The following is a 26,005-nucleotide window of genomic DNA, read 5'->3' on the forward strand; positions in this document are numbered from 1 at the left end:
TTAAGGCCTCCGTTATATTAGTTTTCTTTCAACTCCAAAGAAATAGTAAAATAAAAAGCTGTGCCTTTGCCTTCCTGCGATTCCACGCGAATTGTACCGCCGTGCTGTTCAACCACTTTTTTACATACAGAAAGTCCTATACCCGTCCCCGGATACTTATCTTTTGTATGTAACTGCTGAAAAATTACAAAAACTTTCTCAAAATAAGCCTTATCAATTCCTATTCCGTTATCTTTGACATAAAATTCATATAACCCGTTCTTCTTTTCACAGCCAATTCTTATTTCCGGCTTTTTGTCGGATATGAATTTAAGCGAATTTGCCATAAGGTTCTGAAAAAGCTGCACCATCTGCGTCCTGTCCGCGTAAATTACAGGCAGTTTTGTTTCCACAATTACATCCGCGTTTATTTCATGAATCCTTAATTCAAGGCTGTTAATTACCTCTTTTACAAGATCGTCCATATCAACATCCATAAATTCAATATTAGTCCTGCCAAGGCGCGAATACATAAGAAGGTCGCTTATTAACCGCTGCATCCGCTTGGCGCCGTCTGCGGCATAACCAATATAATCTTTAGCGTCATTATCCAGTTTATCCGCGTATTTTTTTTCCAGCAGTTTCACATAACTTGAAACCATCCTTAACGGCTCTTTCAAATCATGCGAAGCCACATAGGCAAATTCTTCCAGGTCTTTATTTGACCTTTTAAGTTCTTCCATAGCCATTATAATCTTCTGCTCTGCTCTCTTTTTATCGGTAATATCCCTTGAAACACCCCTGAACATAAGTGTTTTTTCACCGGCTATTTCAAAAGGTATAACTTTTGTATCCGCAGCTACCCGCGTCCCGTTCTTATGTATAATTTCGCCTTCCATGCTTATTACTTCTTTATTTTCTGATCTTTTGGATAATTCTATAAATTCATTCCATTTGTCTTCAGGTGCAAGTTTGCCCCTGATATCAATTCCAACAATCTCTTCCGGTGAATATCCTGTAAGTTTATAAACCTGCGGATTGCTGTACCGTATTATCCCCAACTCGTCCATTTCCCAAATCCAGTCTGCTGTATTTTCCGCCATGTCCCTGAATTTTTTTTCGCTTTCTTTAAGGGCATCTTCCGCTTTTTTACGTTCTTCTATATTTCGCACAACAGCTATTACCCTGTCTTCTCCGGCTATTACGGCTTTTTTAAGGCTGACTTCCGCCCAGAACGGTTCATTGTCCCACGTGCTTGCGTGCCATTCAAACACCTGAGGTATCCCTTCCGCCGCTTTGCGCGAGTATTCAATTTTCCTTTCTTCGGAATCAAAATGTTTATCATATAAACCGGGGGACAGCGCCTGTTCTTTTGTACAACGGTACATTTCAAGCATTTTTTTATTAACATCAACCAGGTGGAAATCTTTCAGGTCATGAATAAATATAGCGTCATTTACTGAATCAAATATCTCCCTGTAATTATGCTCCGACTGGCGCAGAGCATTCTCAATTCTAAATATATCCTCCATATTTGAAATCATCGCAAAAGCGCCGATAAACTCGCCTGTGTCCGAAAAAAGCGGCGTCCCTTTAATAATTACAGGCACCTTTGACCCGTCTTTTTTAACAAACTCCATTTTGAACGGATCGGTTTTATCATACTGCTGCGATTTTAACAGATACTCTTTAATTATCTCGACACTAACCCCTTTAACAAAAATTGATACCGGCTCGCCTATAAGTTCATCTTTTGTATATCCCAGAATCCGGCACATGGCCGGATTAATATCAATTGTATACCCGTTCTTGTCAATCTGCCAGAAACCTTCCTGCGTACTGTTAAGTATCCTTCTAAGATGCCTTTCGCTTTCCACCACGTGCCTTTCCGCAATTTTTCTTTTGGTCACGCTCCTCAAAGACAAAAACATAAATATAAGGATAAGCATTACTCCGGCACAGCTAATGGCGATTATGCTCATAAAAACCGGCCAAAGTTCTTTGTTAATTGATTCTCTCTCCGCTGTCATGACCATCCATCCGTTATATCCGGCGGGAAGCGCATAATACAGAAACTTTTCTTTATCAGCAACAAACTTTTCCTTCTTAAATACCCATTTTATACCGGATAAATTTAAACCTTCAAAACGCCTTACATCATCCGGCCATTGTCTATTTTTTAATCCGGTAATATCCACGGTTTTAAAAATCAGTTCTTTGTCATTCGAAGCAAAAATAACACCTTCGGGCGTTATAAGAACTGCAATTCCGCTTACCGCATCCATTATTTTTTCTATCTCTTCCATACCCATTTTAACGGCAATAACTATCCGCCTGTTATTAATATTTATGGCTCTGGAACAGTATATTCCCCTTTTTCCGGTTATCACCCCAAGGGCGGAATACATATAATTACTTTCAGTTACCGCATTTTTAAAATACGGCCTGAATGAAAAGTTTTCCCCCCTAAGCGATATGCCTTCAGAAACAGCGGACGCGAACACTTTCCCTTTGCCGTCCATAACGTAAATAAGATCCACATTTGTTGAAGCCGCCAGCACATTAAGCATTGACTGCATTTCACGATTGGAAGTATCGCCGTTGATTTTAAGCAGATTGATGAAATCTTCGCTCAATCTGAGCGAATCCACAATATCATTCAGTTTTGCAAATATTTTGCCTTCAACAAGAAAAGACAGTTTTTCCGCTTCTTTTCTGATAATCCTTTTCTGGCTCTCTGTTTCCATCTTAAAATAAATAACTGAAATAAACGCAATTCCAATAAACACACATATGATAAAAAATATGGCAGGAATCCCAAAAAAATCCCTGTTTTTAAACAAATTAAAATTAATTTTTACGGCCATAAAACCCCCCTGTTTTTTTGGGGCTATGTCCCAATATGCAGCGGTTCCACTATTTTCTTTATCAGCACTATTGCCGACAAGGATGTCAGATAGCTTGTCTTGGGATTATTGGGCGAAGGGAAATTTTCCGTTATCGCCCTGAACCTTCCAAAATCGCCTTCCACAATAAGCTCGTGTTTATTTGTGCTTACAAACGGGTCTGCTATTATTTTTACCCTTGTTGCATCCGGGCCGATGCCCGCTATACTTAATGTGGCCGCCACATTTATATTAGCCGGAAAACCGATAACAGCTTCCCTTGCGGTGCCGTCAAAGATAACCGTTTCAGTTACTATTTCATCAGGGTTAATGCCTTTATCCTCAAGATATTTTACCCCTTTAAAAGCCTTTGGCGGTTTTCTTGTTATAAGGGTAACCTGCTTTAATCCGCGGTATTTGGCGGCATCCAGACCGTCTATACCCACTACCGCGCCAGACGGCACGTATACGTTAATCAGCTTGCTCCTTGCCTGTTCCACCAGATCCATATTTTCCAGCACGCCTCCGGCGCTTAAAAACACAATATCCCTGTTATATTTAATCGCCAGTTTAAAAATATCAGTAACCGCGGCTTTCTGAGCGCATTCCACAACAAGGTCGCATTTTTTAATCAGTTTTTCCATATCAAGAAGGGCCGGTTTTGTTTTTTTAAGTTTAGAAACAAGCAGATGATATTTTGACTTATCCGTATCACAGCAAGCTTCAAGAATCACATTAATATCACCGTTATCAACGGCACAGGCTATCTCTGTGCCTATTGCCCCGCAACCTATAATCCCAAGTTTTTTTTCTCTGCGAAACAGCATTATTTTTTCACCTTTTTCTTTAATATTTTATTTTTATCGTCAACTTTTACAATTTTCGCCTCTTGATACAATAACTCTTCTTCATTCATAAAACCATAAGCAATAATAATGACTTTATCGCCCGCTTCCACAAGCCTGGCTGCAGCGCCGTTTACGCATATTTCCCCTGAATTCTTCCTGCCTGATATCACATAAGTTTCAAACCGCTGCCCGTTATTAAGGTCAAGCACGTGAACTTTTTCATGCACACGTATTCCTGCAGCCTGCGTCAGCGCGGGGTCTATTGTAATGCTGCCTTCGTATTCCAGGTGTTTATCTGTGACTGTAGCACGGTGAATCTTTGATTTAAGCATTTCTATCATCATTTCTTTCCTCCGGTTGTGCCGGACAAATTAATCATTTGTCCTTATAATCGTATTGTCAATCAGCCTCGTTTTTCCGACGTATATGGCGGCCGCTATCAGCGCTTCGCCGGATATTCTGTCGGTTTTTTCAAGCGTGTACGGATTTACCACTTCCACATAATCTATCTCCACTTTTTCTTCCTTTAATTTTCTCTTTATTTCCCTTACAATGACCGCAGCGTCGCGTTCACCAAGTTCCGCCATACTTTCCGCCATCTGAAGCGATTTATAAAGGGCAGGAGCCGTATTGCGCTCTTCAGGTGAAAGGTATGAATTTCTGGAACTTAAAGCAAGGCCGTCTTTTTCCCTTGCCGTGGGGCAGATTACAACACCGGTGTCGTAATTCATGTCTTTCATCATTTTAGTCAATATTATTACCTGCTGCATATCCTTGTGCCCCAAAAACATTTTATCGGGCTTTACCGCGTTTATCAGTTTTGCGACAACCGTGGTTACGCCTTTAAAATGCCCCGGCCTTGAAAGCCCGCACAGCACTTTTGTCATTTCGTTTTCCACATTTAAATATGTGGCGTAGCCTTCCGGATACATTTCATCAGCAGAAGGAATAAATACGCAGTCAACTTCTTTTATTTCTTCAAGTAAAGACAGGTCGCGTTCTTCATCACGCGGGTATTTAGAAAAATCTTCATTTGGGCCAAACTGTGCCGGGTTTACAAAGATACTTACCACAACTTTTGTGGATTCCTTTGCCGCGGCTTTCACAAGCGAAAGGTGGCCTTCATGCAGGTACCCCATAGTTGGTACAAAACCAATCACGTGGGGAGTTTTTCTTGCCGCCCTTCTGATTGAATCTGAATATTTCTGCATTTCATTTATATTTCTAATTATCTTCAAAAAGCCTCCGTTAAAAACTGTGTTTTTTTCCGGGAAACCTGCCGGACCTTACTTCGCCGGAAAATTTTGTTATATCAGCTAAAACCCTTTTGCCTATTGTGTCATATTGTTTTACAAATTTCGGGGTAAAGTCCGGAAAAAATCCAAGCATATCATGTGTAACCAGCACCTGCCCGTCACACCCTGCCCCGCTTCCTATTCCTATTACAGGTATTGAAACCGATTTTGTTATCTTTGCGGCGGCAGATGCTTTCACTTTTTCAACTGTAATTGCAAAAACCCCCGCTTTTTCAAGCGCGGCCGCGCTTTGAATAAGTTCTTTCTCTTCCTTATCCGTCTTTCCAATCACAGGATAACCGCCGTATTTTTTTACCGACTGCGGCTGAAGCCCAATGTGCCCCATGACAGGTATTCCAATTTCTATAATGGCTTTTACCTGCGGAATAATTTCAATTCCGCCTTCTATCTTAACCGCGTTTGCGCCTGATTCTTTTATTATTCTGCCTGCATTTTTCTTTGCGTCGCTGACAGACGCCTGATACGACATAAACGGCATGTCTGTTACAACAAAAGTATCCGCGGCGCCGCGTTTTACCGCTTTTGTGTGATAAATCATGTCATCTACCGTAACCGGAATTGTCTCTTTTCTTCCCTGAAAAACCATACCAAGGGAATCGCCGACAAGAATTATATCTACACCCGCTTTTTCAAGCAGAAAAGCGGTAATGTATTCATACGCGGTAAGCATGACTATTTTTTTATTATTTTTTAATCCGGTTATAGAATTTATGGTAAGCATTTTATTTCATTCTTGGCGTATAGTAGTTTATTCCGCCCTTAATATTAAGGACGTAATCCCGTATAAGTTCGTATGCTTTCCTATCATTAACAAAATCAACTTCATCCGTGTTTACAATTACAAGGGGTGTGCTGCGCGGGAAATGGGAAAAAAAATAATTATATGCCTCTGACAGCTCGCTTATGTAATCCTTGCTTATTGATTTTTCGTATTTTCTGCCGCGCTTTTTTATGCGTTCCATAAGTGTTTCAACGCTGGCCTGCATATAAACAACAAGGTCCGGTTTCAAAAGCCCGCCTTCATCAACAACCGCTTTATGTATTTTTTCATATAAGGAAAGTTCATTCTCTTCAAGCGTAACATAGGCAAACAGGCGGTCCTTATCAAGGATGTAATCCGCAACTATACCGGAATCAAAAAGGTCCATCTGTTTTAAAGGTTCCTGCTGTTTTATCCTGTTAATTAAGAAGAAAAGCTGGGTCTGAAAAGCATAACTGCCCATGTCCTTATAAAACTTTTCAAGAAAAGGGTTGTTGTCCACCTGTTCTAAAACAGGTTTTGCCTTTAAATCTTCGGCAAGCATGCGGGCAAAAGTGGTTTTGCCGGCCCCAAGCACGCCTTCCACAGCTATGTAATGAAAATTATTCATTAACCGCTCCAATTCTTGTTATTTTTTCTTTATTACCGCACGCTTTAACCAGTTCTTTTACACTTAAGTTCAGCCCCGGATGAACGAAATTCCCGGCTATTTCTGTTAAAGGCACAAGTACAAAAAGCCGTTTTTGCATCTCGGCATGCGGAATAATAAGCCTGCCGCTGTTAATCATTATATTACCATAAAATACTATGTCAATATCAATTATGCGGGGGCCCCATCTGCGGACTCCCGCCTGCCTTCTTCCCATTGACTTTTCAATACTCTTTATTGCATCCAGCAGTTCAAAAGGCAATAACTTTGTTTTTGCTTTAACTGCAATGTTGTAAAAGTCAGCCTGACGTTTGTATCCGACAGGTTCTGTCAGATACAGAGCAGAAGTTTTAAGTATCTTAACAGAGATATTTTTTAACCTGCTTAAAGCTTCATGAATATTTTTTTCTCTGCTGCCGGTATTAGACCCCAGCGAAAGATAAATAATCATAACTATTAACTTATCTTTCTTAACCTCTCCAGCGCCTTGTGAATTACCGGTTCATCCACGGTAAGCGCTATCCTTACATATTTATCAGCCGATTTCCCAAAACCTATTCCGGGCGTCAATACAAGCCCCGCCTCTTCAAGAAGTTTTGAAGCAAATTCCATTGATGTATATTTACCCGGTATTTTTATCCACAGGTATAAAGTCCCTTTGGATTCAATCACTTCATATCCAAGCTCACGCAGCCCTTTTGTAAATACTTTGGCGCGTTTTTTATAAAGTTCTCTTATCTCTTTTTCTTCCTTTTCACATTCAAAAAGCGCCCTTGCGGAAGCTTCCTGCAGCGCGGAAACCGTGCCCGAATCCATATTTTCCTTTACAAGGGCAAGCCCGTTAATTATCTTCTCCCCGCCCACTGCAAATCCCACTCTCCACCCTGTCATATTATATGTCTTGGACATTGAATAAAATTCAATGACATGGTCTTTTGCCCCCGGTATCTGAAGCATGGAAACAGGTTTGTCTTTTGGGTCAAAATATATTTCCGAATATGGCGCGTCCTGCGAAATTATAAAACCGTATTTTTTTGCTTTGGCTACCGCTTTTTTATAGAATTTAAGGTCTGCCATGGCCGATGTCGGATTATTAGGATAATTAAGGTGCATGATTTTTGTTTTCTTGTAAATCTTTTCCGGAATTGCTTCAAGGTCAGGAAGAAAACCCGCTGATTCCTTTAACGGCATAAAATACGGCACGCCGCCTGCCAGTATTGTTCCTGAAGTATAACCCGGATAGCCGGGGTCAGGAATAAGCACTACGTCTCCCGGATTTACAAAAGCCAGGGGCAGATGAGTAATTCCGTCTTTGGCTCCTATAAGCGCCATCACTTCATTTTCACTGATAGAAACTTTAAACCTTTTTAACATCCACTTTACTACCGCCTGTTTAAAAACTTTGCCGCCTTTGCCGATAGGATAAGAGTGATTGGCGGCATTATCAGCGGCGTCTTTAATAAAACCAAGTATTTTCTTCGGCGTAGGTTTGTCCGGATCGCCTATACCAATGTTTATGATGCTTTTGCCGGCATCAATAGCGGCTTTTTTCTTTCTGTCAATCTCCGCGAAAATATACGGCGGAAGTTTCTTTAACCTTTTTGATACGTCCATTGTATTCCTCCTGATAAAATAATTAGCACCTTAGCGGTTTAAGCATTTAAGCTATAGCGAAACATAAAACTTTAGCTATTTTTTCCGCTTCTGCTTAATTGCTTATTGCTTAATGTGCTATTTTTTCCGCTTTTGCTTATCTGCCTTATGCTTATCTGCTTATTCCCAACTACTCCACAAAATTCGTAAGTTTTCCTATGCCTTCTATTTCCACTTCCACCACATCGCCTTTTTTTAAAGCGCTTATTCCCGCAGGTGTTCCTGTAGATATTATATCCCCTCTGTACAAAGTCATAACCGAAGATATAAAACTTACAAGTTTTTTCGTTTTAAAAATAAATTTTGACGTATTGGAATTCTGTTTAACTTCTCCGTTTAATAACAGCCTTATATCCAGGTTATCCGGGTCTATATTTTTTCTTACAAAAGGCCCCACAGGCCCGAACGTATTAAACGACTTCGCACGCGTCCACTGCCCGTCTTTTTTCTGAAGGTCGCGCGCGGTGACATCATTAAAACAGGTAAAACCCAGAATATTATCCATCACTTCATCTTCATCTATGTCAGTTATCTCGTTTTTTATCACTATCGCAAGTTCGGCTTCAAATTCCACCTGCGTGCTCTGCTGCGGAATCACTATTTTCCCGCCGTGGCCTATAACAGTGGTGGCAGGCTTTATAAAAATAACCGGTTCTTCCGGTATTGCAAATCCCATCTCTGCCGCGTGATCGCTGTAATTTAATCCCACGCAGACTACCTTTGTGGGTTCACTGGGCGGCAATATCCGCACCTTATCTGCTTCAATTATTTTATCGGTTATATTATACTGCGTGAACATGTCGCCTTCTATTTCAAGAAAATTACCGTCATTACCGACAAGCCCCCACTTAATTTCATTTTCCGCGTTTTTAAACCTTACGTATTTTGACATTAATACCTCTTATTTGTTTTAATAATACCGGCCAATTTTTATAAGCCAAGCACGTCTTTCATTGAATACAATCCGGCTTTTTTGCCCTGAATATATTTTGCGGCTTTTACCGCGCCTGCCGCCAGTGCTTCCCTGGAAAAAATTGTGTGCTTTATTTCCAGTTTATCTTCATCACTCATGTACATTACCGTATGTTCGCCTATCACTCCGCCGCCGCGCACCGCAAACACGCCAAGCTGGTTCCTGGGCCTGTCGTTATCGCGTCCGTCCCTTCCGTATATGACGTTTTCGTCATAATCAAGGCCTTTAGCGTCCATTATTACCTGCGCGCACGTAACAGCAGTTCCCGAAGGCGCGTCTTTCTTATGGCGGTGGTGCGATTCCACTATGTCAATATCATAGTCGTCCTTCATTATTCTGGTGACCTGATCCAGCACTTTCCACATTACGTTTACGCCCACGCTGTAATTGCTTGCAAAAACCACCGGTATCTTTTTTGCCGCTTCATCTATTTTTAACAGTTCTTCTTTTGTGAATCCTGTAGTTGCAAGCACATGTGCTTTTCCGGCTGATGACAGTATTTCCAGCGCTTCAAGCGATGCCTGCGGCACGGAAAAATCTATGTAGACATCTATATCATTAACAACAGATTTTAAATCATCCGTTACTTTAACGCCTTCAACTTCATTACCTACAAATTCATGCCCTTTTCTTTCAACAAGGGCGTTAATCTTAAGGTCTTTACCCCTGGATATAACCGCCGCAACCGACTTTCCCATTCTGCCCGCGGCTCCTGAAATTCCTATGCGTACCATAATTTACCCTCCGTATTTTAAAACTTTATTCCGTAATCCTTCATAGCTTTCTTTAATTTAATCACAGCCTCAGGCGCCGGCTTTGTCATAGGCAGCCTTATTTCATCATCTATCAGCCCCATGATTGCCATAGCCGCTTTAACAGGTATCGGGTTAGTTTCAATAAACATAGCTTTTACAAGCGGTAACATCTTGCGGTGCATTGCCTGCGCTTTTTTAATATCGCCGCTGTTAAAAGCGGTTATCATGGCTTTTACATCCTTGGGAATAATATTTGCCACAACAGAAATAACTCCGTGCCCGCCCACCGCTAAAAGCGGAAGCGTAAGCGCGTCATCGCCTGACAGCACATCAAAGTCTTGGCCGCAGGCGTTTATCACTTCGCTCATCTGCGAAAGGTCTCCGCTGGCTTCTTTAACGCCTGTAATATTTTTAATCTTTGCAAGTTCCGCCATCACGGGAGTTGATACATTAACACCCGTTCTGCCTAAAATATTGTAAACAACAATCGGGATTTTAACCGAAGCAGCCACAGCCTGAAAATGCTGTAGCAGCCCTGCCTGTGTGGGCTTGTTGTAATAAGGATTTACTATAAGGCAGCCGTCTGCACCTGCTTTTTCCGCGGCCTGTGAATACTCTATGGCTTCAGCAGTGGAATTAGAACCCGTGCCCGCCATGACCTTCATCCTTTTATTCACAAGTTTCACGGTAAGCGCTATTAACCCTTCGTGCTCTTCCACTGTAAGCGTGGGAGACTCGCCCGTGGTGCCGCAAGGTACAATACCGTCTGTGCCGGCTTTGGCGTGCATCTCTATAAGTTTGGCAAATGCCTTTTCATCTATTTTCCCGTTTTTAAACGGCGTAACTATTGCAACGTATGAGCCCCTGAACATGTTATGCCTCCTGATAATGATTTATTATTTATATACACTCTCTGAAATTATTCCTTCCGCGACAACTGAAGCCGGCCCTTCAAGAAAAACGTCTGTATATTTTCCGTCTTTATACTTAAAAGATATTTTCAGCGTGCCTCCCGGAGCTTCAAAAGTAACCGGGCTTGCCGCCTTGCCGTAAGCATTCATGATAATCCCGGCAGCCGTGGCTCCCGTACCGCACGCAAGCGTTTCATCTTCAACTCCGCGTTCATAGGAACGGATTTTGAATTTATTGATACCCGCCTTTTCTATGAACATGGCATTGGTGCCTTTGGGCGCAAACTGTTTGTGAAAACGGATCTGCTTTCCAAACTTAACAACATCAAACTTATCCAGTTCTTTTACCTCTGTGACAAAATGCGGGACTCCCGTATTTACAAAACCGCCCTTAAACTCCCCGCCGGTTACTTTGACTTTAATATTAAGCAAAAGCGTATGCGGGTTTATCATCTGCAGTTTCACGTCGCCGTTTTTCTTTATTTCCGCGTAATGAGGGCCGTCTTTTGCTATAAAATTAGTTTTATCCTTAACATACCCTTTTTCATAAGCAAAACGAGCAATACATCTTGCGGCGTTGCCGCACATATCAGCTTCTGACCCGTCGTTGTTATAGAACCTCATATAGAAATCAGCGCCTTTAATACGCTCAAGCAGCAGCAGTCCGTCCGCGTCAATACCGAATTTCCTGCGGCATATCTTTACCACCTGTTCAACGGTCAGCTTAATTTTTCCGGAAAAATTATCTATAAAAATAAAATCATTTCCGGCGCCGGACATCTTTGTAAACGGTATGCCTTTAACCTTGATTTTTTTCATTTCATATCACCCGATATCAACAATTTTATCCCTGGCTATTATATCTTCCAGCGTTTCTCTTTCCCTTACAAGGTAATCTTTATTGCCTTTAACCATAACTTCCGCGGCCCTGCGGCGGGAATTATAGTTGCTTGACATCACCATTCCATAAGCGCCGGCTGTACGCACCGCAAGCAGGTCGCCTTCTTTTACTTCAGGCAGGTGCCTGTCCTTTGCAAGAAAATCGCCGCTTTCGCATATAGGCCCCACTATGTCATAAAGCTTAAGGGCTGCCTTGTTTACGTTTACAGGAAGCACCTTATGGTATGCCTGATAGAGGCTTGGCCTTATAAGGTCGTTCATGCCTGTATCAGTAATAAGAAAGTTCTTCGTGCCGCCTTTCTTATTGTATATAACCTTTGCCACAAGTATTCCGGAATTGCCCGAAATAAACCTTCCCGGTTCAAGGATAAGCTTAACATTCATCCCCTTAAACATGGGCTTAATTTCGCCTGCAAACATATCCGCGGTTGAAGGTTTTTCTTCATTGTAAATTACGCCAAGCCCGCCGCCTATATCAAAATATTCTATCTTCGCGCCGGTTTCATTTAAACCTTCAATTATTCTCTTTACCTTGCTGATTGCTTTTACATACGGCTCTATCGTGGTAATCTGCGAACCAATATGCATATCCACAGCTTTAATATTTACGTGTTTGTATTTTCTTGCCTCTGTAAAAAGCGTTGTTGCCAGTTCTATATCAATACCAAACTTGTTTTCTTTTTTTCCGGTTGTTATGTAATGGTGCGTGGCGGCTTCAACGTCAGGGTTTATCCTTAAGCCGACATTTACAACCTTCTTCATCTTTTTAGCCACAGCGTTTATCTGCTTTAATTCATTTATGCTTTCCACATTAAAAAGCAGTATTTTGCTGTTAATTCCATAAACAATTTCCTCTTCTGTCTTGCCCACACCGGCATATACTGTCTTTCTTGGGTCTCCGCCCGCCTTAATGACCCTATAAAGTTCGCCCCCTGACACAATATCAAAACCGGAGCCTTCCTTTGCAAGAATGTTTAAAAAGGTCAGGTTTGAATTCGCCTTAACTGAATAGCAGATAAGCGTCGGGATATCAGAAAATGCCGACTTTATCTTTCTGAAATGCTCTGTTATTGTCCTGTGGCTGTAAACATAAAGCGGCGTGCCGTACTTCTTTACAAGCGCGTTTACATCCGTGTTTTCTGCAAAAAGCACGTTATTTTTATAGCCAAAATAGTCCATTTCATCCTCCAATTAGTAAATAATTGCACAATAATAACATAAAAAACCACAGTATTCCACAATAAAAACAGCCATAAATTGAACCCGGGATTAAACAGAATTAAAAAGACATGCTAAAAACTTAATTTACCGATGCCCATCAGCCTTTAAATGCTTTTCTATTGCCTCAATTCTCTGCTTTGAATGCGGATGCGTGGAAAGAAAATACATAAACTCATGTCCTTTTTCGCGCGATTTAAAAAGGGATAAAACCTTTTTAGCGCCTGCCGCACTGCCGTACTTTTTCATAAGCAAGTCCGCGGCAAACAGGTCCGCTTTTATTTCCTGATGCCTTGAAAAACCGGTTTCTGCGCTTCCAAGCCCCATATTAACCAGCCCTGAAATATCATTTGACGAACTGTTAAAACCCGCTATAAGCAGGATAAGTATTAAAGAACGCCCAAACCTTCTTAAATGGTCGCGGTTATTAAAATGCCCCAATTCATGCGCAAGGACAAATACAATTTCATTTTCATTATTTAATTTTTCATAAAGCCCTTTATAGAAAAAAATAATACCTCCGGGCAGCGCCGCCGCGTTTTCCGTTTTATCATTAATAAACCTTACGGTAAACGCGCCGGCCGGATAACCCGTTAACTTCCCCAAATCATCGGTCAGTTTCTGAAGTTTCAATTCTTCAGCCGGCCTTTTGACAGACGGTGCGTATTTAGCGGCAAAAACCGAAGATATCTTTCTTTCCGTCTCTTCACTTATATACGGCACAACAAAGTTTACCGCGGCGCCAAGAATAAAATAAACCGCGGCAATCACCGCAAGCAGCCCTATTGACAGATAAAGAAATTCCAACAATGGCGAGCTTTCAGGCGCATTTACACTGCCGTCCGTATACTTCGGCACAAATTTCATTTTTTATACCTGATAGCCGTCCCATAAGAGTACACTTCCACGCAGCCTATGGCTTTATTGCCTGTCATATTTCCTATGGAAGATGTTTCTATCCTTAGATTGAAAATTTCATCACAGCCCCTTTTAACGGCAGCTTCTTTCAGCCTTAGAACAGCTTCCCTTCTTCCCCGGTCAACAAGGGTTTCATAAGAAGTTATTCTGCCGCCAAAAATAGTTTTAAGCGACGCAAGGATAAATTTAAAGTAATCGTGAGAAATAACGCAGGATCCGGATACAAAATACACTTTATCAATAGCTTTATCCGGATCAATTCCTGATTTTGTGTTTAATACAGGAATCTTAACCAGGTTTGATTCCCTTTTGTTCAGGCTCCTGTAATGGTTTTTTTCCGCTATAGTTCCGGCTGAAAAACCCACAGCAAGCAGAATAAAAAAGACAATAAGGTCGCCCATATTATTCCACCATTACCGCTGTCCCGTAAACATAAAGCTCCGCGGCGCCCTGTGTAATTGAAGACGTGGAAAACCTTACATTAATTACGGCGTTGGCTCCCATTTTTTCCGCCTGTGACATCATGCGTTTCATAGCTTCGTTGCGCGATTCCTGAAGCAGTTCCGTATATCCTTTTAATTCCCCGCCTACAATATTTTTCAAACCCGCCATTATGTCCCTGCCAATATGTTTTGCCCTTACAGTACTTCCCGATACAAGCCCATAATGTTCCTTAATTTTCATTCCCGGTACAGTTTCCAGATTTGTAATAAACATAAGACCCTCCTTTAAATTTGATGTTAATAATTATCCCATATTATTTTAAAATTTAAAAACATTTTTATCCTGCCGTACCCTATTATTCAATATCTTAATGTATAGTTTACTTGACATTATGTAAAGTATGCTTTACAATTGATAAAATCATAAAAACAGGAGGTATTACATATGGACAGCAAAAAATACAGATTCGCAATGGCAACAGTTGCAGCACTTACAGCGGCAGGGGTTAGCGCGGGGGTAATTCTTCATAACTACCTTATTCCCCTGTTCACTTTGGCAATTGGCGTACTTCTTGTCATTGTGCTTAAAAGGCATTTAAAAGAAGTAATTATGGAAGATGAACGTATAAAACAGATAAGCGCTTCATCCGCAAGGGCTGCGGTGACAATATTCAGTAATTTAGCTGCGCTTACCGGTTTATTGCTGCTTGCGTTTTTCAGCAAAGGCAATCATGTTATAAGCGCTGTTGGCTATACCCTTTGTTTTTCCACCTGCTTTATCCTGCTGGTTGACCTTGTTGTGTATTTTTATCTTGATAAAAAACAGGTGGGTTAAAATGGAAAATAAAGTGCGGCTTATGCGCGCGGAAAAAAATATCACTCAGGAAGAGCTTGCAGTACAGCTTAAAGTAACACGGCAGACAATAATCGCCATTGAAAACGGAAGATACGACCCTTCTCTTGAACTGGCTTTTAAAATGTCAGGTTTTTTCAAACGCCCTATTCATGATATCTTCACTTATACGGGAGCAAAAAAATGACAAACGGATTCTCTGAAACAACTTACTGGATAATATTCGCCGCTGTTATGGCGTCCTACGCGCTTGTTGTGATGGTCTTTAAATTGAAAAAAGAACACCCTGTGCGCGACTGGGCGCAGGCGGTTTTTGAAGCTATGCTTATAGCCACCTTCCTTCGAATAACAGTGGTTCAGACATTTGCCATCCCCACCCCGTCAATGGAAAACACCATGCTGGTCGGCGACCATCCCGTTGCCATGAAATTTTATTACGGATATTACAACCCGTTTACGGACAAACTGATATTTGATATCAACAAACCCAAGCGCAACGAAGTGGTAATTATGCGCGACCCTACAAACAGGACAAACGAAATGTGGATAAAGCGGTGCGTCGCAGTTGCAGGAGATACAGTTGAAATAAAGGATAAAAAACTTTACGTAAATAATATCCGTCAGGAAGAAGCATATGTTGTACACGCAAGCCCGCTTTCTATATCAGGATTCTTTTCACCAAGGGACAATTTCCCTTTGACAACAATCCCCGAGGGCCATATATTCGTAATGGGAGACAACCGTGACAATTCATATGACAGCAGGTTCTGGGGGCCGCTGCCGTTAAAAAAAGTCCGGGGCAAGGCGGTCTTTGTTTATTGGCCTTTAAACAGGATAAAAGCAATTAATTAAACACCGCTCCGCAGGCAATGCACTTTTTGGTATGGCAGCCGATTACGCCGCCGCATTCGGGGCACTTCCACTTTTTCTTTTGCGCCCTTTCAAAAGCAGCTATGCCTTTCTCTTTTATCTGCATAAGGTTATCTATAAAACTTATCTGATATCGTGTGGTATATCTTTTTTCCAGATGTTTTATCCGCGCGCACGGGAAATCCGGACAGCTATAACAGAAACCCGTACTTTTACTTTTTAATTTTTTGCAGTTATAAATCAGACATTTGGCACAATGCCCTATTTTACCGTCATCAATCCCCCTGCATCCGACACAATGGTTCTTTTCCCTAAGATACCCCATACAGACAGCACAGTTCATCCCGCACGGCGCCGCCATAATGATTTTTTTTAACGGTTTTTTCTTAACCGGATTTTCGTTTTTTATTTTTTTCACTTAAACCCCTTGAACCTATTCAATACGGTTTCTATTTATTAAGTTCACTGTGCGCGGCATACTTGTACTTATTGCCCATGGCAACCGCATTCTCCTGTTTTATTATCACAGAAACCGTTATCCGCTATACCGTCGGCTTTCTGCTATATGAATACAGCACGCATCGGAAATATTGTCCCGCATCCGGCAATACAGACTTTTAACTTGCCTTTTTTATTCTTTTTATAACCGTTATTAAACTGTAAAAAAACTAATGAAATTCGGGCCTTGGGCCTTCCCCGTTTTCACCCACGAAACCTTTAAGGGTTATTAAATCCGCAATCTCATCAAACTGTTTTTTGTAAAATCTTTTATATTCCGGTTCGTAAAAGAAATACGCCCTTGCCACAATATCATCGCTTACAAGGTGGTTTTTCATGGGAACAACAAACGCCTCTTCCGCTGTATCGGGTTTTTCTTCCATGTGCAGAAAATCAACCGCAAGGCTGGCTTCACGGAATTCGTCATCATCCACAAGCCGAAAACCTATGGAAAGCGTAAGCGGAACACCTGTGAGTTTCAGGCAGTAATTATAAACAAGGTCTATATTATAAATTATCTTTTCAAATATATACTTAAGCTCGCCGGGGGTGTATTTGTGATAATTTTCATCATCAATTTCATCAAATTCGGCATCAACTTCTTCCATCATATTTTCAAGGCCGCTCTCTTTTGAAATTATTATATCGTCGGGGTCTTCATTTTCTTCCTCATCCTCTGCCTCTTCCTGCGTGCTGTCTTCTATAACGCTTAAAAAATCCTTTATTTCCTTTAATTCCGGCTCTGACGCGTCTATCAGGGCATCCCTTACATCTTCAAGTTCAAGGCAGGTAAATATGGCTTTATCCACCTGTTCTGCCGATAAAAACTGGTAAATAAAATCCGGCAGCAGCGTGGCAAAAGGCAGTTCAACTTTTATTTTGTCCATTTATATTCCTCTCCGCTTCAAATTTTAAAAACGCTTCTATAAATTCATCAAGGTCGCCGTCCAAGACATTATCCACGTCACCTCTTTCATACCCTGTGCGTAAATCTTTTATCATCTTATACGGGTGCAGCACGTAAGAGCGTATCTGGCTGCCCCAGCTTATGCTGCGTTTTTCCCCCGCTATTTCTTCCATTTCAAGTTTCTTCTTTTCCTCTTCAAAAATAAAAAGCCTTGCCTTTAACTCTTTCATAGCCATCTCTTTATTCTTGCCCTGCGACCTGTCATTCTGGCACTGGACAACTATATTAGTGGGAATGTGCGTTATCCTTATGGCGGATTCCGTCCTGTTAACGTGCTGGCCGCCCGCGCCGGACGCCCTGAAAGTGTCTATCCTTAAATCTTCTTCCTTTATATCCACAACCACTTCATCGTCAAGCTCGGGTATCACTTCCAGCGACGCAAAAGTGGTATGCCTTCTTTTATTGGAATCAAAAGGCGATATTCTTACAAGCCTGTGAATTCCCTTTTCAGAACGGAAATTGCCGTAGGCGTATTCGCCCGCAACTTCAAAAGTAATGTCCTTAAAGCCGGTTTCATCGCCGTGCATAATATCGCTGACTTCAATTTTAAAACCCTTATTCTCGCACCACATTTTATACATGCGGTAAAGCATGGAAACCCAGTCGCACGACTCTGTTCCGCCGGCGCCCGCGTGTATTTTAACAATGGCATTATTTTTATCGTACTGGCCCGAAAATAAAAGCGTAACTTCAGTGCGTTCCAGAAATTTCATTAAAGATACAAATTTCGTCTGCAGTTCGGCTTCAAGCTGCGCGTCCTTTTCAGCATCAAGAAGTTCCAGTACCGTTTCTATCTCTTCAAACGCCGCTTTTAATTCCGCGTGGCGCTGTATGTCATAAGTAACGCCTTTTATTTCAGTCTGAACTTTTTTCGCTTCCCTTGTATCCTTCCAGAAATTTGGCTCCTGCGACTTTCTTTCAAGTTCTCCTCTTCTTAAAATTCTCTTAGGCAGGTCAAAGATACACCTCTACCTTGGAGACTCTTTCGCGGATTTCCGATATCCGGTCTTTTATCTCTTTTATTTCCATTATATCCTCCACTTGTTAATCAAAATCACTCTATCCATTAAATTAAAAAAACCATTTTACGAATATTACTATGATTTAAAGTTTATGGCAAGAAATATGTTTTAATATTGTTATTTCAAGCCTTTAAAATCCATATTTCATTAAAAATAAGTGATTATATGCATTCTTATACCTTTAGGACAAAAATCCCAAAACCTCTATATTTTAAAAGGGTTTATTGGTTTCAAACGCTTATTCCTTTTTCTTAAATGAATACATTAAAATTGACATATTTTGCCATTATTGTATAATCTAAACAGTTATATATAGGTTTAAGAATGCCATTTTGTCTTATATTATACAGGAGGATTACTTTATAATGCTTGCAAGCTACAATTGGATTAAAGAATACATAGATATTAACATCCCTTCAGATGAGTTTGCGTCAAAATTATATATGTCAGGGCTTGCCTGCGAAGAAATTATAGAAAAAAAAGCTGAAATTTCCAACGTGGTCGCCGCAAAGATTCTTAAAATCGACAAACACCCTAACGCAGATAAACTGGCTTACTGTGACGTAACAGACGGCACGCAGACATATAAAGTGGTATGCGGCGCCCCTAATATTAAAGAAGGCCAGACAGTGCCTCTTGCAAGGCTTGGCGCCACCCTGCCGGGCGGCGTTACCATTAAACGAAGCAAAATCCGCGGCATTGAATCCGAAGGCATGATGTGTTCCGGCCGCGAACTTGGTTTTGGCGATGACCATTCAGGCATAATGCTTCTTGACGAAACAAAATACCCTCTTGGCACTGAATTTTCCCCTGTCAAAGCGGATACTGTCTTTAACTTTGAAATAACACCTAACAGGCCGGACTTACTGTGTATAACAGGAATTGCAAGGCTTGCGTCTGCCGTTTATAAAAAGCCCGTTAAGATGCCATCCTGGACTCTGCAGGATGCAAATATTGACCCAAAACTTGATATTAATTCAATGCTTCAGGTTGAAAATCAGTCGCCTGAACGGTGCCCGCGTTACGCCGCCAGAATAATAAAGGACGTAACTGTAAAAGATTCCCCCGAGTGGCTTAAGGAAAAACTTATTTCCGCAGGCGTCCGCCCTATCAATAACATTGTGGATGTAACAAATTTCGTGCTGCTGGAATTGAACCAGCCGCTTCACGCTTTTGATTATGCCAGACTTAAAGGTTCTAAAATAATAATCCGTACGGCAAAAAAAGGCGAAAAAATAACCGCGCTTGACGGCAAAACATATGAACCCAAAGAAACAGATTTGATGATTGCGGATTCAACAGAGCCCGCGGCTATTGCCGGCGTAATGGGCGGCGAGCATTTTTCCGTTACATCTTCCACAACAACTGTTGTACTTGAATCTGCCTGCTTTAATCCCGGCTCTGTCAGAAAAACTTCACGCAGCCTTGCCATTAAATCAGACTCTTCATACCGTTTTGAGCGCGGTATTGATATTGATAATACCATCAACGCTCTAAACCGCGCGGTAAACCTGATTATAGAAACATCCGGCGGAAAAGCATCTTCCGGCATTATAGATATTTACCCGGTTAAGATTCTTCCTAAAGAAGTAAAAGTACGCTTTGAAACGCTTGCCAGAATCATAGGTATTCCCTTTACCCCTGACGCGGCTGCCGCCATAATAAAAGACCTTGGTTTTACGGTAACACAAAAAGATAACGCTTCAATGACCGTCAGTATTCCCGGTTACAGGGTTGATATTGAAAAAGAAATTGACGTAATTGAAGACATTGCCCAGATATACGGCTATGACAACATTCCCATGACCATGCCTTTAACGCCGGTCACAATAGGCACAAGCCCCGGATTGCAGCAGTTTATCAGCAAAGCCCGGTCTACAATGACTTCATTTGGTTACTCTCAGGCGGTTAATTACAGTTTTATGAATAAAAAGCTGTTAAAGGAACTTAAAGCAGAGGCCTATTCACACCCTTCCCCTGCGGCGATTGCCAACCCTTTTAACGAAGAAGAATCGCATATGAAGGCCACCATGATACCCGACATGATTAAAAACCTTATTTTTAATTATAATAAAGAAAATGAGAATATTCACCTTTTTGAAACAGCAAACACTTTTTCACGCCCCCTTGAAGGTAATTATACCCAGACACCGCATTTAAGCGCTGTGTCCTACGGCGATATAATGGAAACTTCATTCAGCGGCAAATCCCTTAAAACAGACCTTTACTACGTTAAATCTGCCGTTTCCGGCTTAACCGCCCTTCTTAACACAGACGCTATCCCCGAATACGCGCAGGATTCTACATACCCTGAATTTATGGAATACTCTGCCGGTATATTTATCCTGAACAAGCGTGTCGGCACTATAGGCCAGTTAAAAGAAGAAATAGCCTATGACAACAAACTTAAAGAAAAAGCATACCTGCTGGAAATAAACCTTGAAGAATTGTATTCCCTTTACAAACCCATAAAGCGGTTTACAAAACTTTCCGCTTATCCGTCCGTAAAAAGAGACCTTGCCCTTATAATAAAAAACGATATCGCCCATTCGGCAGTGGAAAATATAATTAAAGACGGCAGGCAGTCCCTGATAAAATCCATAAACCTTTTTGACATTTACAAAGGCAAACAGGTTCCGGACGGCTGCAAAAGCCTCGCCTACAACATTATCTTCCAGTCAAACAAAAGGACCTTATCCGAAACAGAGATAAACAAGGTAATGGAAACAATAATTGACCGCCTTAAGAAAGAAATAAACGCAGAGCTGAGGTCTTAAATGCCGCTTATAGCGATTGAGATTCTGGAAGAAAAGGTAAGAGAGCTGCTGCTGGCCGTGAATCATCTTCACGCCGAAAACCTTATGCTGAAAAACGAGATAAAGAACCTGTCTTCAGGTACTAATACGGCTTCCCCCGAAATGCAATACGAACTTGAATCCCTTAGAAAAACAGCTGAAAAATTCAGGCAGGAAAGAAGTGTTTTGTCAGTGAAAATCTCAAGAATGCTTGAACAATTAAAAAAGCTGTCACCCGCGGGCCAAGAGGATGACAGCAATGGATAAATCCGTAATCACAGTCACCATTTTCGGCAATGAATATACCATTAAAGGCGTTGCCGAACCGGAATACATCACTTCCCTTGCGGCATATATCAACAATAAAATGACGGAAGTTCAGGACGCCACAGGTCTTAAAGATACCAAGAAAATAGCCATACTTGCCGCTATCAACCTTGCGGACGAACTTTTTGACGCAAAAAAGAATTTGAAAGAAAAATACATTCCCAAAGAACAGTTCCAGATTGTCCGTAACAAAGTGGAAAACCTTATATCAATAATAGATAAAGAACTTCCTTCCGGAATCATCCCCGAAAAAGATGCTGACTTGGGTTTAACCGAGGATACCTCAAAAGATAAAAAAACAACAAATGATAACGGCGAAACGGAAGAATAACAACTATTTTCCCCTGTAAAACCTTACATAGAAACCATTATTAAATATAAACAATTTTTTCTTTGCTATTTAAGAATTCCCTTGTCATCTGTTTTCGCGGCAAAAGCATCATATTCACCTTTGCTGTATGTGCCTGTCCAGCCCGCCGTGACATAACCGCCGTCCGGTGCTTTGACCGTGCCTGCCGCGTATTCATCTTTTCTGCCGCCAAAAGTGGACGTCCACAGCGAATTGCCCATGGCATCAACTTTCATGACAAAAATATCCGAAGAACCATTCCCGTATGAATCAGTGGTTCCACAAATCACAAAATTGTTATTATCATCAATTATGGTTTTAGCCATATCAAGCATTTTTCCGCCATACGTCTTTTCCCAGATTGTATTTAAACTGCTGTCAAGCTTTACCAGATATACCTGTGAAGCATTGCCGTCTTTTACCGTATCTCCCGCTTCACCGGCAGCAATATATCCGCCATCCGAGGTTTTAATTATGTCTTCAAAAGCATCATAGCCCTTATCCCCAAATGTTTTAAACGCCAAGCTGTTGCCCTGCGCGTCCATTTTCATTATAAAGGCGTCATAGCCGCCTTTTGACCACGAAGTGGTCCTGCCTGCCGCTATAAAGCCGTTATCAGCACATATTATTGCTGAACCAAAATCAAATTTCCCGCCGCCATACGTCCTGCTTAAAATCTGTTTTCCATTTTTGTCGGCTAATACAAAATACACCTCTATTGCATTGGAACCGCTGAAAGAAGATGTATTGCCTATTATTGCTATATTTCCATCCGCGGTTTCGCAGATGCCGGATGCTTCATCATTTCCCGCGCCGCCAAAATACGCCTGAAATTTTTCTTTCCCGTTAAATCCGGTTTTAACAAGATAAGCGTCTCTTACGCCTGCACCCTGCGAATCCGAATAGCCGCACATCAACAAGCCGTCTAAAGTGGTGATTACTTTAAAAAATCTGTCATCGCCTTTTCCCCCAAAATTACGGCTGAATTTTTCATTTCCTTTCTCGTCAATTTTTATAAGGTATCCGTCAATTGTATTTCCCGTAAAAGAATTAGTCATGCCGGCAAGAAAATAACCGCCTTTAGGATCATTACATATTGACCTGGCGCTGTCATAAGTTTTACCGCCGTAGCTTTTGTACCCTTTAAAACTTTTAATCCCGTTTACGGTACAGCCTGCTATAAACAAACATAAAAATAAACAATAAAATGCCTTTTTCATTTTTCCTCCGGCATGATGAAATTATAGAAGAATTCTTCCCGATTTTCCGTTTGCTTTATATACATAAACAAGGACTTCCGCGATTAATTTATACAGTTCAGACGGTATTTCCTGCCCAAGGTCAAGCTTTGACAGAACTTCAATCAAATCAGGGTCTTCATAAAGCGGAATATCATTTTTTTTGGCAAGTTCTATTATCTTTTCGGCAATATTCCCTTTCCCTTTTGCCGCAATCCTGGGGGCTCCGTCTTTTTCTTTATCATATTTAACCGCAATTGCGTTTAACTTCTTTTCCGGCATCACAGTTCCCCTTATGCTTTCAGATTTATATTGCCAAGATTTATATAACCGTCCGACTCCGGAGAAATCATTTGTTCCCCTGCTTCTTCTGTTTTTATCATAAAATTTTTCATGCTGTAATTTATGGTTTCAATTCCCTTTAAAAAATCATTTTTCATCCTTGTAAGCTGCTGTTTCGCCTTCTCATTATCCGCAGTAACAGTACATTCAACATCGTTTTTATATACAGTCATCCTTACTTTGACATTTCCAAGTTTGGATGTGTTAAGGACAAACATTATATTTACAGGTTCTTTTGCTTCTATATTCTCTTTTAGTGAACCTTTTCTGTACCACACCTGAAGTTCGCCATTAAACAGTTTATTATCCATTAAAAGCGGTATCTGCGTATAAATAATTTCATATGCGGCCGGTTTTTGGTTTATAAACTGCATCGCGTTAAGGTTATTAAGCGTGTCTTTCACGCTTTCTCTTGCGCCGTTAACAGTGTCCTTAATCATTAAAACAGTGTCTTTATCCGCATTTTTTATTGCCGCCGATGTATTATTACTTTCAATTCTTGATAATTCCGCTTCAAGTCCTACAAGCAGCGACTTCATACTCTGCCTTGCGCCGTTGATCAGCGCTTCTTTGGACTGCCCTTCAGAGAAACCATGTGCTTTACCGGAGAAAATATCCTTAACCTGTGCTTCAAGTGTTATTCCGCTCTTTTCCAGGAAATTCTTTATCTGCCCGTCCATAGCTGTACGGTCAGAGGGCTTAATTGATATCTGTGCCATTGCGTCTTTAATATCGGATGCAAGCTGCGTGCTCTTAATAATATTATATCCCGCCGCGCGCATAGATTCACCGGCCGCAATAAAACGTGAAAGCGCCGTATTTAAAGTTTCCATATTCTGATTTAATTTAATATCCCCTGAAAAATATTTATTCATAATGTCCGTAAACTTTACATTATCAAGGGGCATTTCCCTTGATTTTAAAAATATCAGGGATTCAATTGCCGATTCCACATCAAATTTGGTAACCGGTATATTGCCGGCGGCGCTGCCAAACTGCGGCTTTGCAAATAATTCTTTTAAAGAACTGTTATTAATGTTATTTTCCACAAAACCCTTTGCATTTTCTGTGAATTTCGAAGCATCTTGCGCCGTTACATTCCCGAAGATCACTTTAGAATTGGCTTTTATGAATTCACCAAGTTTCTGTGAAATTTCTGCTATTTCATCTGCCAGCTGCGGATTGCCGGCTTTAACGGCCGCTGCTGCCTGTGCCAGGTCTTTTGCAAACTCTGTTATCGCAGACGCCATATCCCGTGCATTTTTCACCTGCGGTGCCATGTCTTCCCGGCCCGCGTTTGCCTGTAATCCCTGCTGCTGCATATCATTACCTATCGCCATTATCCTTGCGAACAAATCATTATTAAGTTTTAACCCCGCACCGGCTGTAGTATTCTGTCCCGCAAATGTATCTGCAGGCTTAAAAGTTTCCGGTTTAATTGAAGATTCAAAAAATCTGCCTGCCATATTCCTGACCGCAGCAGATGCAATTTCCGGGCTTCCTGAAGGTACAACGGTATTTAAAGCGGCATTCATGCCCTGAAAGTTTACATTAAGTTCAAGTTTAACGGGATTATATGTAAATTCCGCACCTGATACAAACTTTGCGGTAACAGGCTGTTTATCAGATGCCATTGCCATATTTATAAAATTATTTACCTCTGCTGGCTTTGCAAGATTTTCCCCCGCCGCTTTATTCATAAACAGTGTTAAAAGTTCTTTTCCGGTATTTTTAACATTAAGCGTAACCAGATTATCTTTAACATAAAGCGCTACATCATCCGTTGACTTTGCCGCGCCATTTACATTATTAATGTCCTTAATCATCGCCGCGGATATTTCCTGCTTTAACGCATTTATTACCTGCGGATCTTTTACACCTGCCATAGATTTGGCGGCGTCGGCAAGTTTTAAATTCAGCGACATCATGGCAATTATGGAATCCTGCCTGGCAGAAGCGGTCTGCGCAGCCGCTTTGTCAAAAACAGAATTTAAGGATGATGCGTCAATTCCCTTTTCTGACATATAATTATTAAGCGCAGCATGTATCTGATTCATATTTTCTTTTGTGACCGCTATCTGATAATCCGCAAGTTTCATGGCGGTATATATATTCTGCTCATTTACCGGGACTTTTATTGCTGAAAGAAGCGATGCCACCTGTTCTGCCGCGGGTTGAACAGCTGTCAACTGACCCGGAACCATAAGTTTACCCGCTGCTGCAAGGTCAGCAGGAATAAGTTTCATAAAAACCTTATCGCCCATCTGGGAAACCTGAACCGTTATTGAGTCCCCTTTAGATAAAGAAACATTATTTGGCAGCTGCGAAATTACGTTATATCCCTTAAAATTGATTATCGCTTTATTATCGGATGGAATTACATCAATTACCCTGCCTTTTAATGTATCGCCTGTCTTTAACAGGGCAAACAGGTCCGAAACTTTTTTATCCTGTGAATTTAAAAGTTCAAATAAATTACCTGACAAACCCGAAACAGCCATTTTCACCGCCTAAAATTAAATAAAGAAACCATGCC

Annotated in this window: 28 protein-coding genes; 6 read left to right on the forward strand and 22 right to left on the reverse strand. The window is 41.1% G+C overall.

Translation table 11 applies throughout. The features are described 5' to 3' along the window. Window positions 1-17: 17 nt before the first annotated feature. The 16 genes from CVV21_06075 to CVV21_06150 all read right to left on the reverse strand — a co-directional run bounded on the left by CVV21_06075 (window position 18) and on the right by CVV21_06150 (window position 14,482). Window positions 18-2,846: a hypothetical protein gene (locus tag CVV21_06075; GenBank protein ID PKL91589.1), complete on the reverse strand. Its 2,829-nt coding sequence runs from the start codon at window positions 2,844-2,846 to the stop codon at window positions 18-20. 23 nt (window positions 2,847-2,869) lie between these two features. Then, window positions 2,870-3,691 carry an aspartate dehydrogenase gene (locus tag CVV21_06080; GenBank protein PKL91590.1) on the reverse strand — a complete coding sequence of 274 codons (822 nt, stop codon included), beginning with the start codon at window positions 3,689-3,691 and terminating at the stop codon, window positions 2,870-2,872. Next, the gene (locus CVV21_06085) at window positions 3,691-4,056 is read right to left on the reverse strand and encodes an aspartate 1-decarboxylase (protein ID PKL91591.1); all 366 of its coding nucleotides are present in this window, start codon (window positions 4,054-4,056) and stop codon (window positions 3,691-3,693) included. The genes CVV21_06080 and CVV21_06085 overlap by 1 nt, the downstream gene beginning before the upstream one ends. Before the next feature lie 27 nt (window positions 4,057-4,083). Continuing rightward, window positions 4,084-4,950, reverse strand: coding sequence for a pantoate--beta-alanine ligase (locus CVV21_06090; protein ID PKL91592.1), 867 nt, complete (start codon window positions 4,948-4,950; stop codon window positions 4,084-4,086). 10 nt (window positions 4,951-4,960) lie between these two features. Beyond that, complete coding sequence (gene panB, locus CVV21_06095) at window positions 4,961-5,749, reverse strand: 3-methyl-2-oxobutanoate hydroxymethyltransferase (GenBank protein ID PKL91593.1); 789 nt, start codon at window positions 5,747-5,749, stop codon at window positions 4,961-4,963. A 1-nt stretch (window position 5,750) separates the two neighbouring features. Then, window positions 5,751-6,398 (reverse strand): deoxynucleoside kinase, encoded by a 648-nt coding sequence (locus CVV21_06100; protein ID PKL91594.1) that lies wholly within the window; start codon window positions 6,396-6,398, stop codon window positions 5,751-5,753. Then, window positions 6,391-6,888 (reverse strand): 2-amino-4-hydroxy-6-hydroxymethyldihydropteridine diphosphokinase, encoded by a 498-nt coding sequence (gene folK / locus CVV21_06105; GenBank protein ID PKL91595.1) that lies wholly within the window; start codon window positions 6,886-6,888, stop codon window positions 6,391-6,393. The genes CVV21_06100 and folK overlap by 8 nt, the downstream gene beginning before the upstream one ends. A 5-nt stretch (window positions 6,889-6,893) precedes the next feature. Continuing rightward, window positions 6,894-8,051: an LL-diaminopimelate aminotransferase gene (locus CVV21_06110; protein PKL91596.1), complete on the reverse strand. Its 1,158-nt coding sequence runs from the start codon at window positions 8,049-8,051 to the stop codon at window positions 6,894-6,896. 169 nt (window positions 8,052-8,220) lie between these two features. Continuing rightward, window positions 8,221-8,982, reverse strand: coding sequence for a hypothetical protein (locus tag CVV21_06115; GenBank protein ID PKL91597.1), 762 nt, complete (start codon window positions 8,980-8,982; stop codon window positions 8,221-8,223). Between the two features lie 38 nt (window positions 8,983-9,020). Then, on the reverse strand, window positions 9,021-9,797 hold the full coding sequence (locus tag CVV21_06120; GenBank protein PKL91598.1) for a 4-hydroxy-tetrahydrodipicolinate reductase: 777 nt from the start codon (window positions 9,795-9,797) through the stop codon (window positions 9,021-9,023). Window positions 9,798-9,814: 17 nt separating this feature from the next. Then, window positions 9,815-10,690: a 4-hydroxy-tetrahydrodipicolinate synthase gene (locus tag CVV21_06125; GenBank protein PKL91599.1), complete on the reverse strand. Its 876-nt coding sequence runs from the start codon at window positions 10,688-10,690 to the stop codon at window positions 9,815-9,817. A 24-nt stretch (window positions 10,691-10,714) separates the two neighbouring features. After that, window positions 10,715-11,548: a diaminopimelate epimerase gene (locus tag CVV21_06130; protein PKL91600.1), complete on the reverse strand. Its 834-nt coding sequence runs from the start codon at window positions 11,546-11,548 to the stop codon at window positions 10,715-10,717. A gap of 6 nt (window positions 11,549-11,554) precedes the next feature. Beyond that, entirely contained in the window at window positions 11,555-12,808 is a 1,254-nt protein-coding gene (gene lysA, locus CVV21_06135) for a diaminopimelate decarboxylase (protein PKL91601.1), read from the reverse strand. Window positions 12,809-12,934: 126 nt separating this feature from the next. Next, entirely contained in the window at window positions 12,935-13,714 is a 780-nt protein-coding gene (locus CVV21_06140) for a hypothetical protein (GenBank protein PKL91602.1), read from the reverse strand. Beyond that, complete coding sequence (locus CVV21_06145) at window positions 13,711-14,166, reverse strand: hypothetical protein (protein PKL91603.1); 456 nt, start codon at window positions 14,164-14,166, stop codon at window positions 13,711-13,713. The genes CVV21_06140 and CVV21_06145 overlap by 4 nt, the downstream gene beginning before the upstream one ends. Window position 14,167: 1 nt before the next feature. Continuing rightward, on the reverse strand, window positions 14,168-14,482 hold the full coding sequence (locus tag CVV21_06150; GenBank protein PKL91604.1) for a hypothetical protein: 315 nt from the start codon (window positions 14,480-14,482) through the stop codon (window positions 14,168-14,170). A gap of 171 nt (window positions 14,483-14,653) precedes the next feature. Between CVV21_06150 and CVV21_06155 the strand changes: the two genes are divergently transcribed. From CVV21_06155 to lepB, 3 genes are read left to right on the forward strand one after another with little or no spacing between them, the layout of a single operon-like run. Next, window positions 14,654-15,043 (forward strand): hypothetical protein, encoded by a 390-nt coding sequence (locus tag CVV21_06155; protein ID PKL91605.1) that lies wholly within the window; start codon window positions 14,654-14,656, stop codon window positions 15,041-15,043. Between the two features lies 1 nt (window position 15,044). Beyond that, on the forward strand, window positions 15,045-15,248 hold the full coding sequence (locus tag CVV21_06160) for a transcriptional regulator (GenBank protein PKL91606.1): 204 nt from the start codon (window positions 15,045-15,047) through the stop codon (window positions 15,246-15,248). Continuing rightward, the gene (gene lepB, locus CVV21_06165) at window positions 15,245-15,913 is read left to right on the forward strand and encodes a signal peptidase I (protein PKL91607.1); all 669 of its coding nucleotides are present in this window, start codon (window positions 15,245-15,247) and stop codon (window positions 15,911-15,913) included. The genes CVV21_06160 and lepB overlap by 4 nt, the downstream gene beginning before the upstream one ends. Here lepB and CVV21_06170 read toward each other — a convergent pair. From CVV21_06170 to CVV21_06180, 3 genes are all read right to left on the reverse strand, one after another. Continuing rightward, complete coding sequence (locus CVV21_06170) at window positions 15,906-16,349, reverse strand: hypothetical protein (protein ID PKL91608.1); 444 nt, start codon at window positions 16,347-16,349, stop codon at window positions 15,906-15,908. The two genes, lepB and CVV21_06170, sit on opposite strands and share 8 nt — an antisense overlap. Before the next feature lie 250 nt (window positions 16,350-16,599). Continuing rightward, window positions 16,600-17,316, reverse strand: a complete 717-nt coding sequence (locus tag CVV21_06175; GenBank protein PKL91609.1) for a hypothetical protein — start codon at window positions 17,314-17,316, stop codon at window positions 16,600-16,602. Next, window positions 17,297-18,425 (reverse strand): peptide chain release factor 2 gene (locus CVV21_06180; protein ID PKL91610.1). Its coding sequence is split into 2 segments (ribosomal slippage): window positions 17,297-18,364 and window positions 18,366-18,425, totalling 1,128 coding nucleotides; the frame shifts between segments, so codons are not numbered across the junction. Before CVV21_06180 ends, CVV21_06175 begins: the two co-directional genes overlap by 20 nt. A 358-nt stretch (window positions 18,426-18,783) precedes the next feature. Between CVV21_06180 and CVV21_06185 the strand changes: the two genes are divergently transcribed. Genes CVV21_06185 through CVV21_06195 form a run of 3 tightly spaced genes read left to right on the forward strand, consistent with a single transcriptional unit; the run spans window position 18,784 to window position 21,871 of the window. Continuing rightward, the gene (locus tag CVV21_06185; GenBank protein ID PKL91611.1) at window positions 18,784-21,195 is read left to right on the forward strand and encodes a phenylalanine--tRNA ligase subunit beta; all 2,412 of its coding nucleotides are present in this window, start codon (window positions 18,784-18,786) and stop codon (window positions 21,193-21,195) included. Then, window positions 21,196-21,480 (forward strand): hypothetical protein, encoded by a 285-nt coding sequence (locus CVV21_06190; protein ID PKL91612.1) that lies wholly within the window; start codon window positions 21,196-21,198, stop codon window positions 21,478-21,480. It abuts the gene before it with no gap. Beyond that, a complete protein-coding gene (locus CVV21_06195; protein ID PKL91613.1) occupies window positions 21,464-21,871 on the forward strand; it encodes a hypothetical protein in 408 nt (135 codons plus the stop codon). Before CVV21_06190 ends, CVV21_06195 begins: the two co-directional genes overlap by 17 nt. Before the next feature lie 65 nt (window positions 21,872-21,936). Here the strand turns inward: CVV21_06195 and CVV21_06200 are convergent, their stop codons facing one another. The 3 genes from CVV21_06200 to CVV21_06210 are packed head-to-tail and all read right to left on the reverse strand — an operon-like array spanning window position 21,937 to window position 25,970. Beyond that, window positions 21,937-23,109, reverse strand: a complete 1,173-nt coding sequence (locus CVV21_06200) for a hypothetical protein (protein PKL91614.1) — start codon at window positions 23,107-23,109, stop codon at window positions 21,937-21,939. A gap of 21 nt (window positions 23,110-23,130) precedes the next feature. Continuing rightward, window positions 23,131-23,409 (reverse strand): flagellar biosynthesis protein FlhB, encoded by a 279-nt coding sequence (locus tag CVV21_06205; GenBank protein ID PKL91615.1) that lies wholly within the window; start codon window positions 23,407-23,409, stop codon window positions 23,131-23,133. A gap of 11 nt (window positions 23,410-23,420) precedes the next feature. Beyond that, window positions 23,421-25,970: a hypothetical protein gene (locus CVV21_06210; GenBank protein ID PKL91616.1), complete on the reverse strand. Its 2,550-nt coding sequence runs from the start codon at window positions 25,968-25,970 to the stop codon at window positions 23,421-23,423. Between the last annotated feature and the right edge of the window lie 35 nt (window positions 25,971-26,005).

It is taken from the genome of Candidatus Goldiibacteriota bacterium HGW-Goldbacteria-1 (genome assembly GCA_002839855.1).
Taxonomy (GTDB): Bacteria; Oederibacteriota; PGYV01; order PGYV01; family PGYV01; genus PGYV01.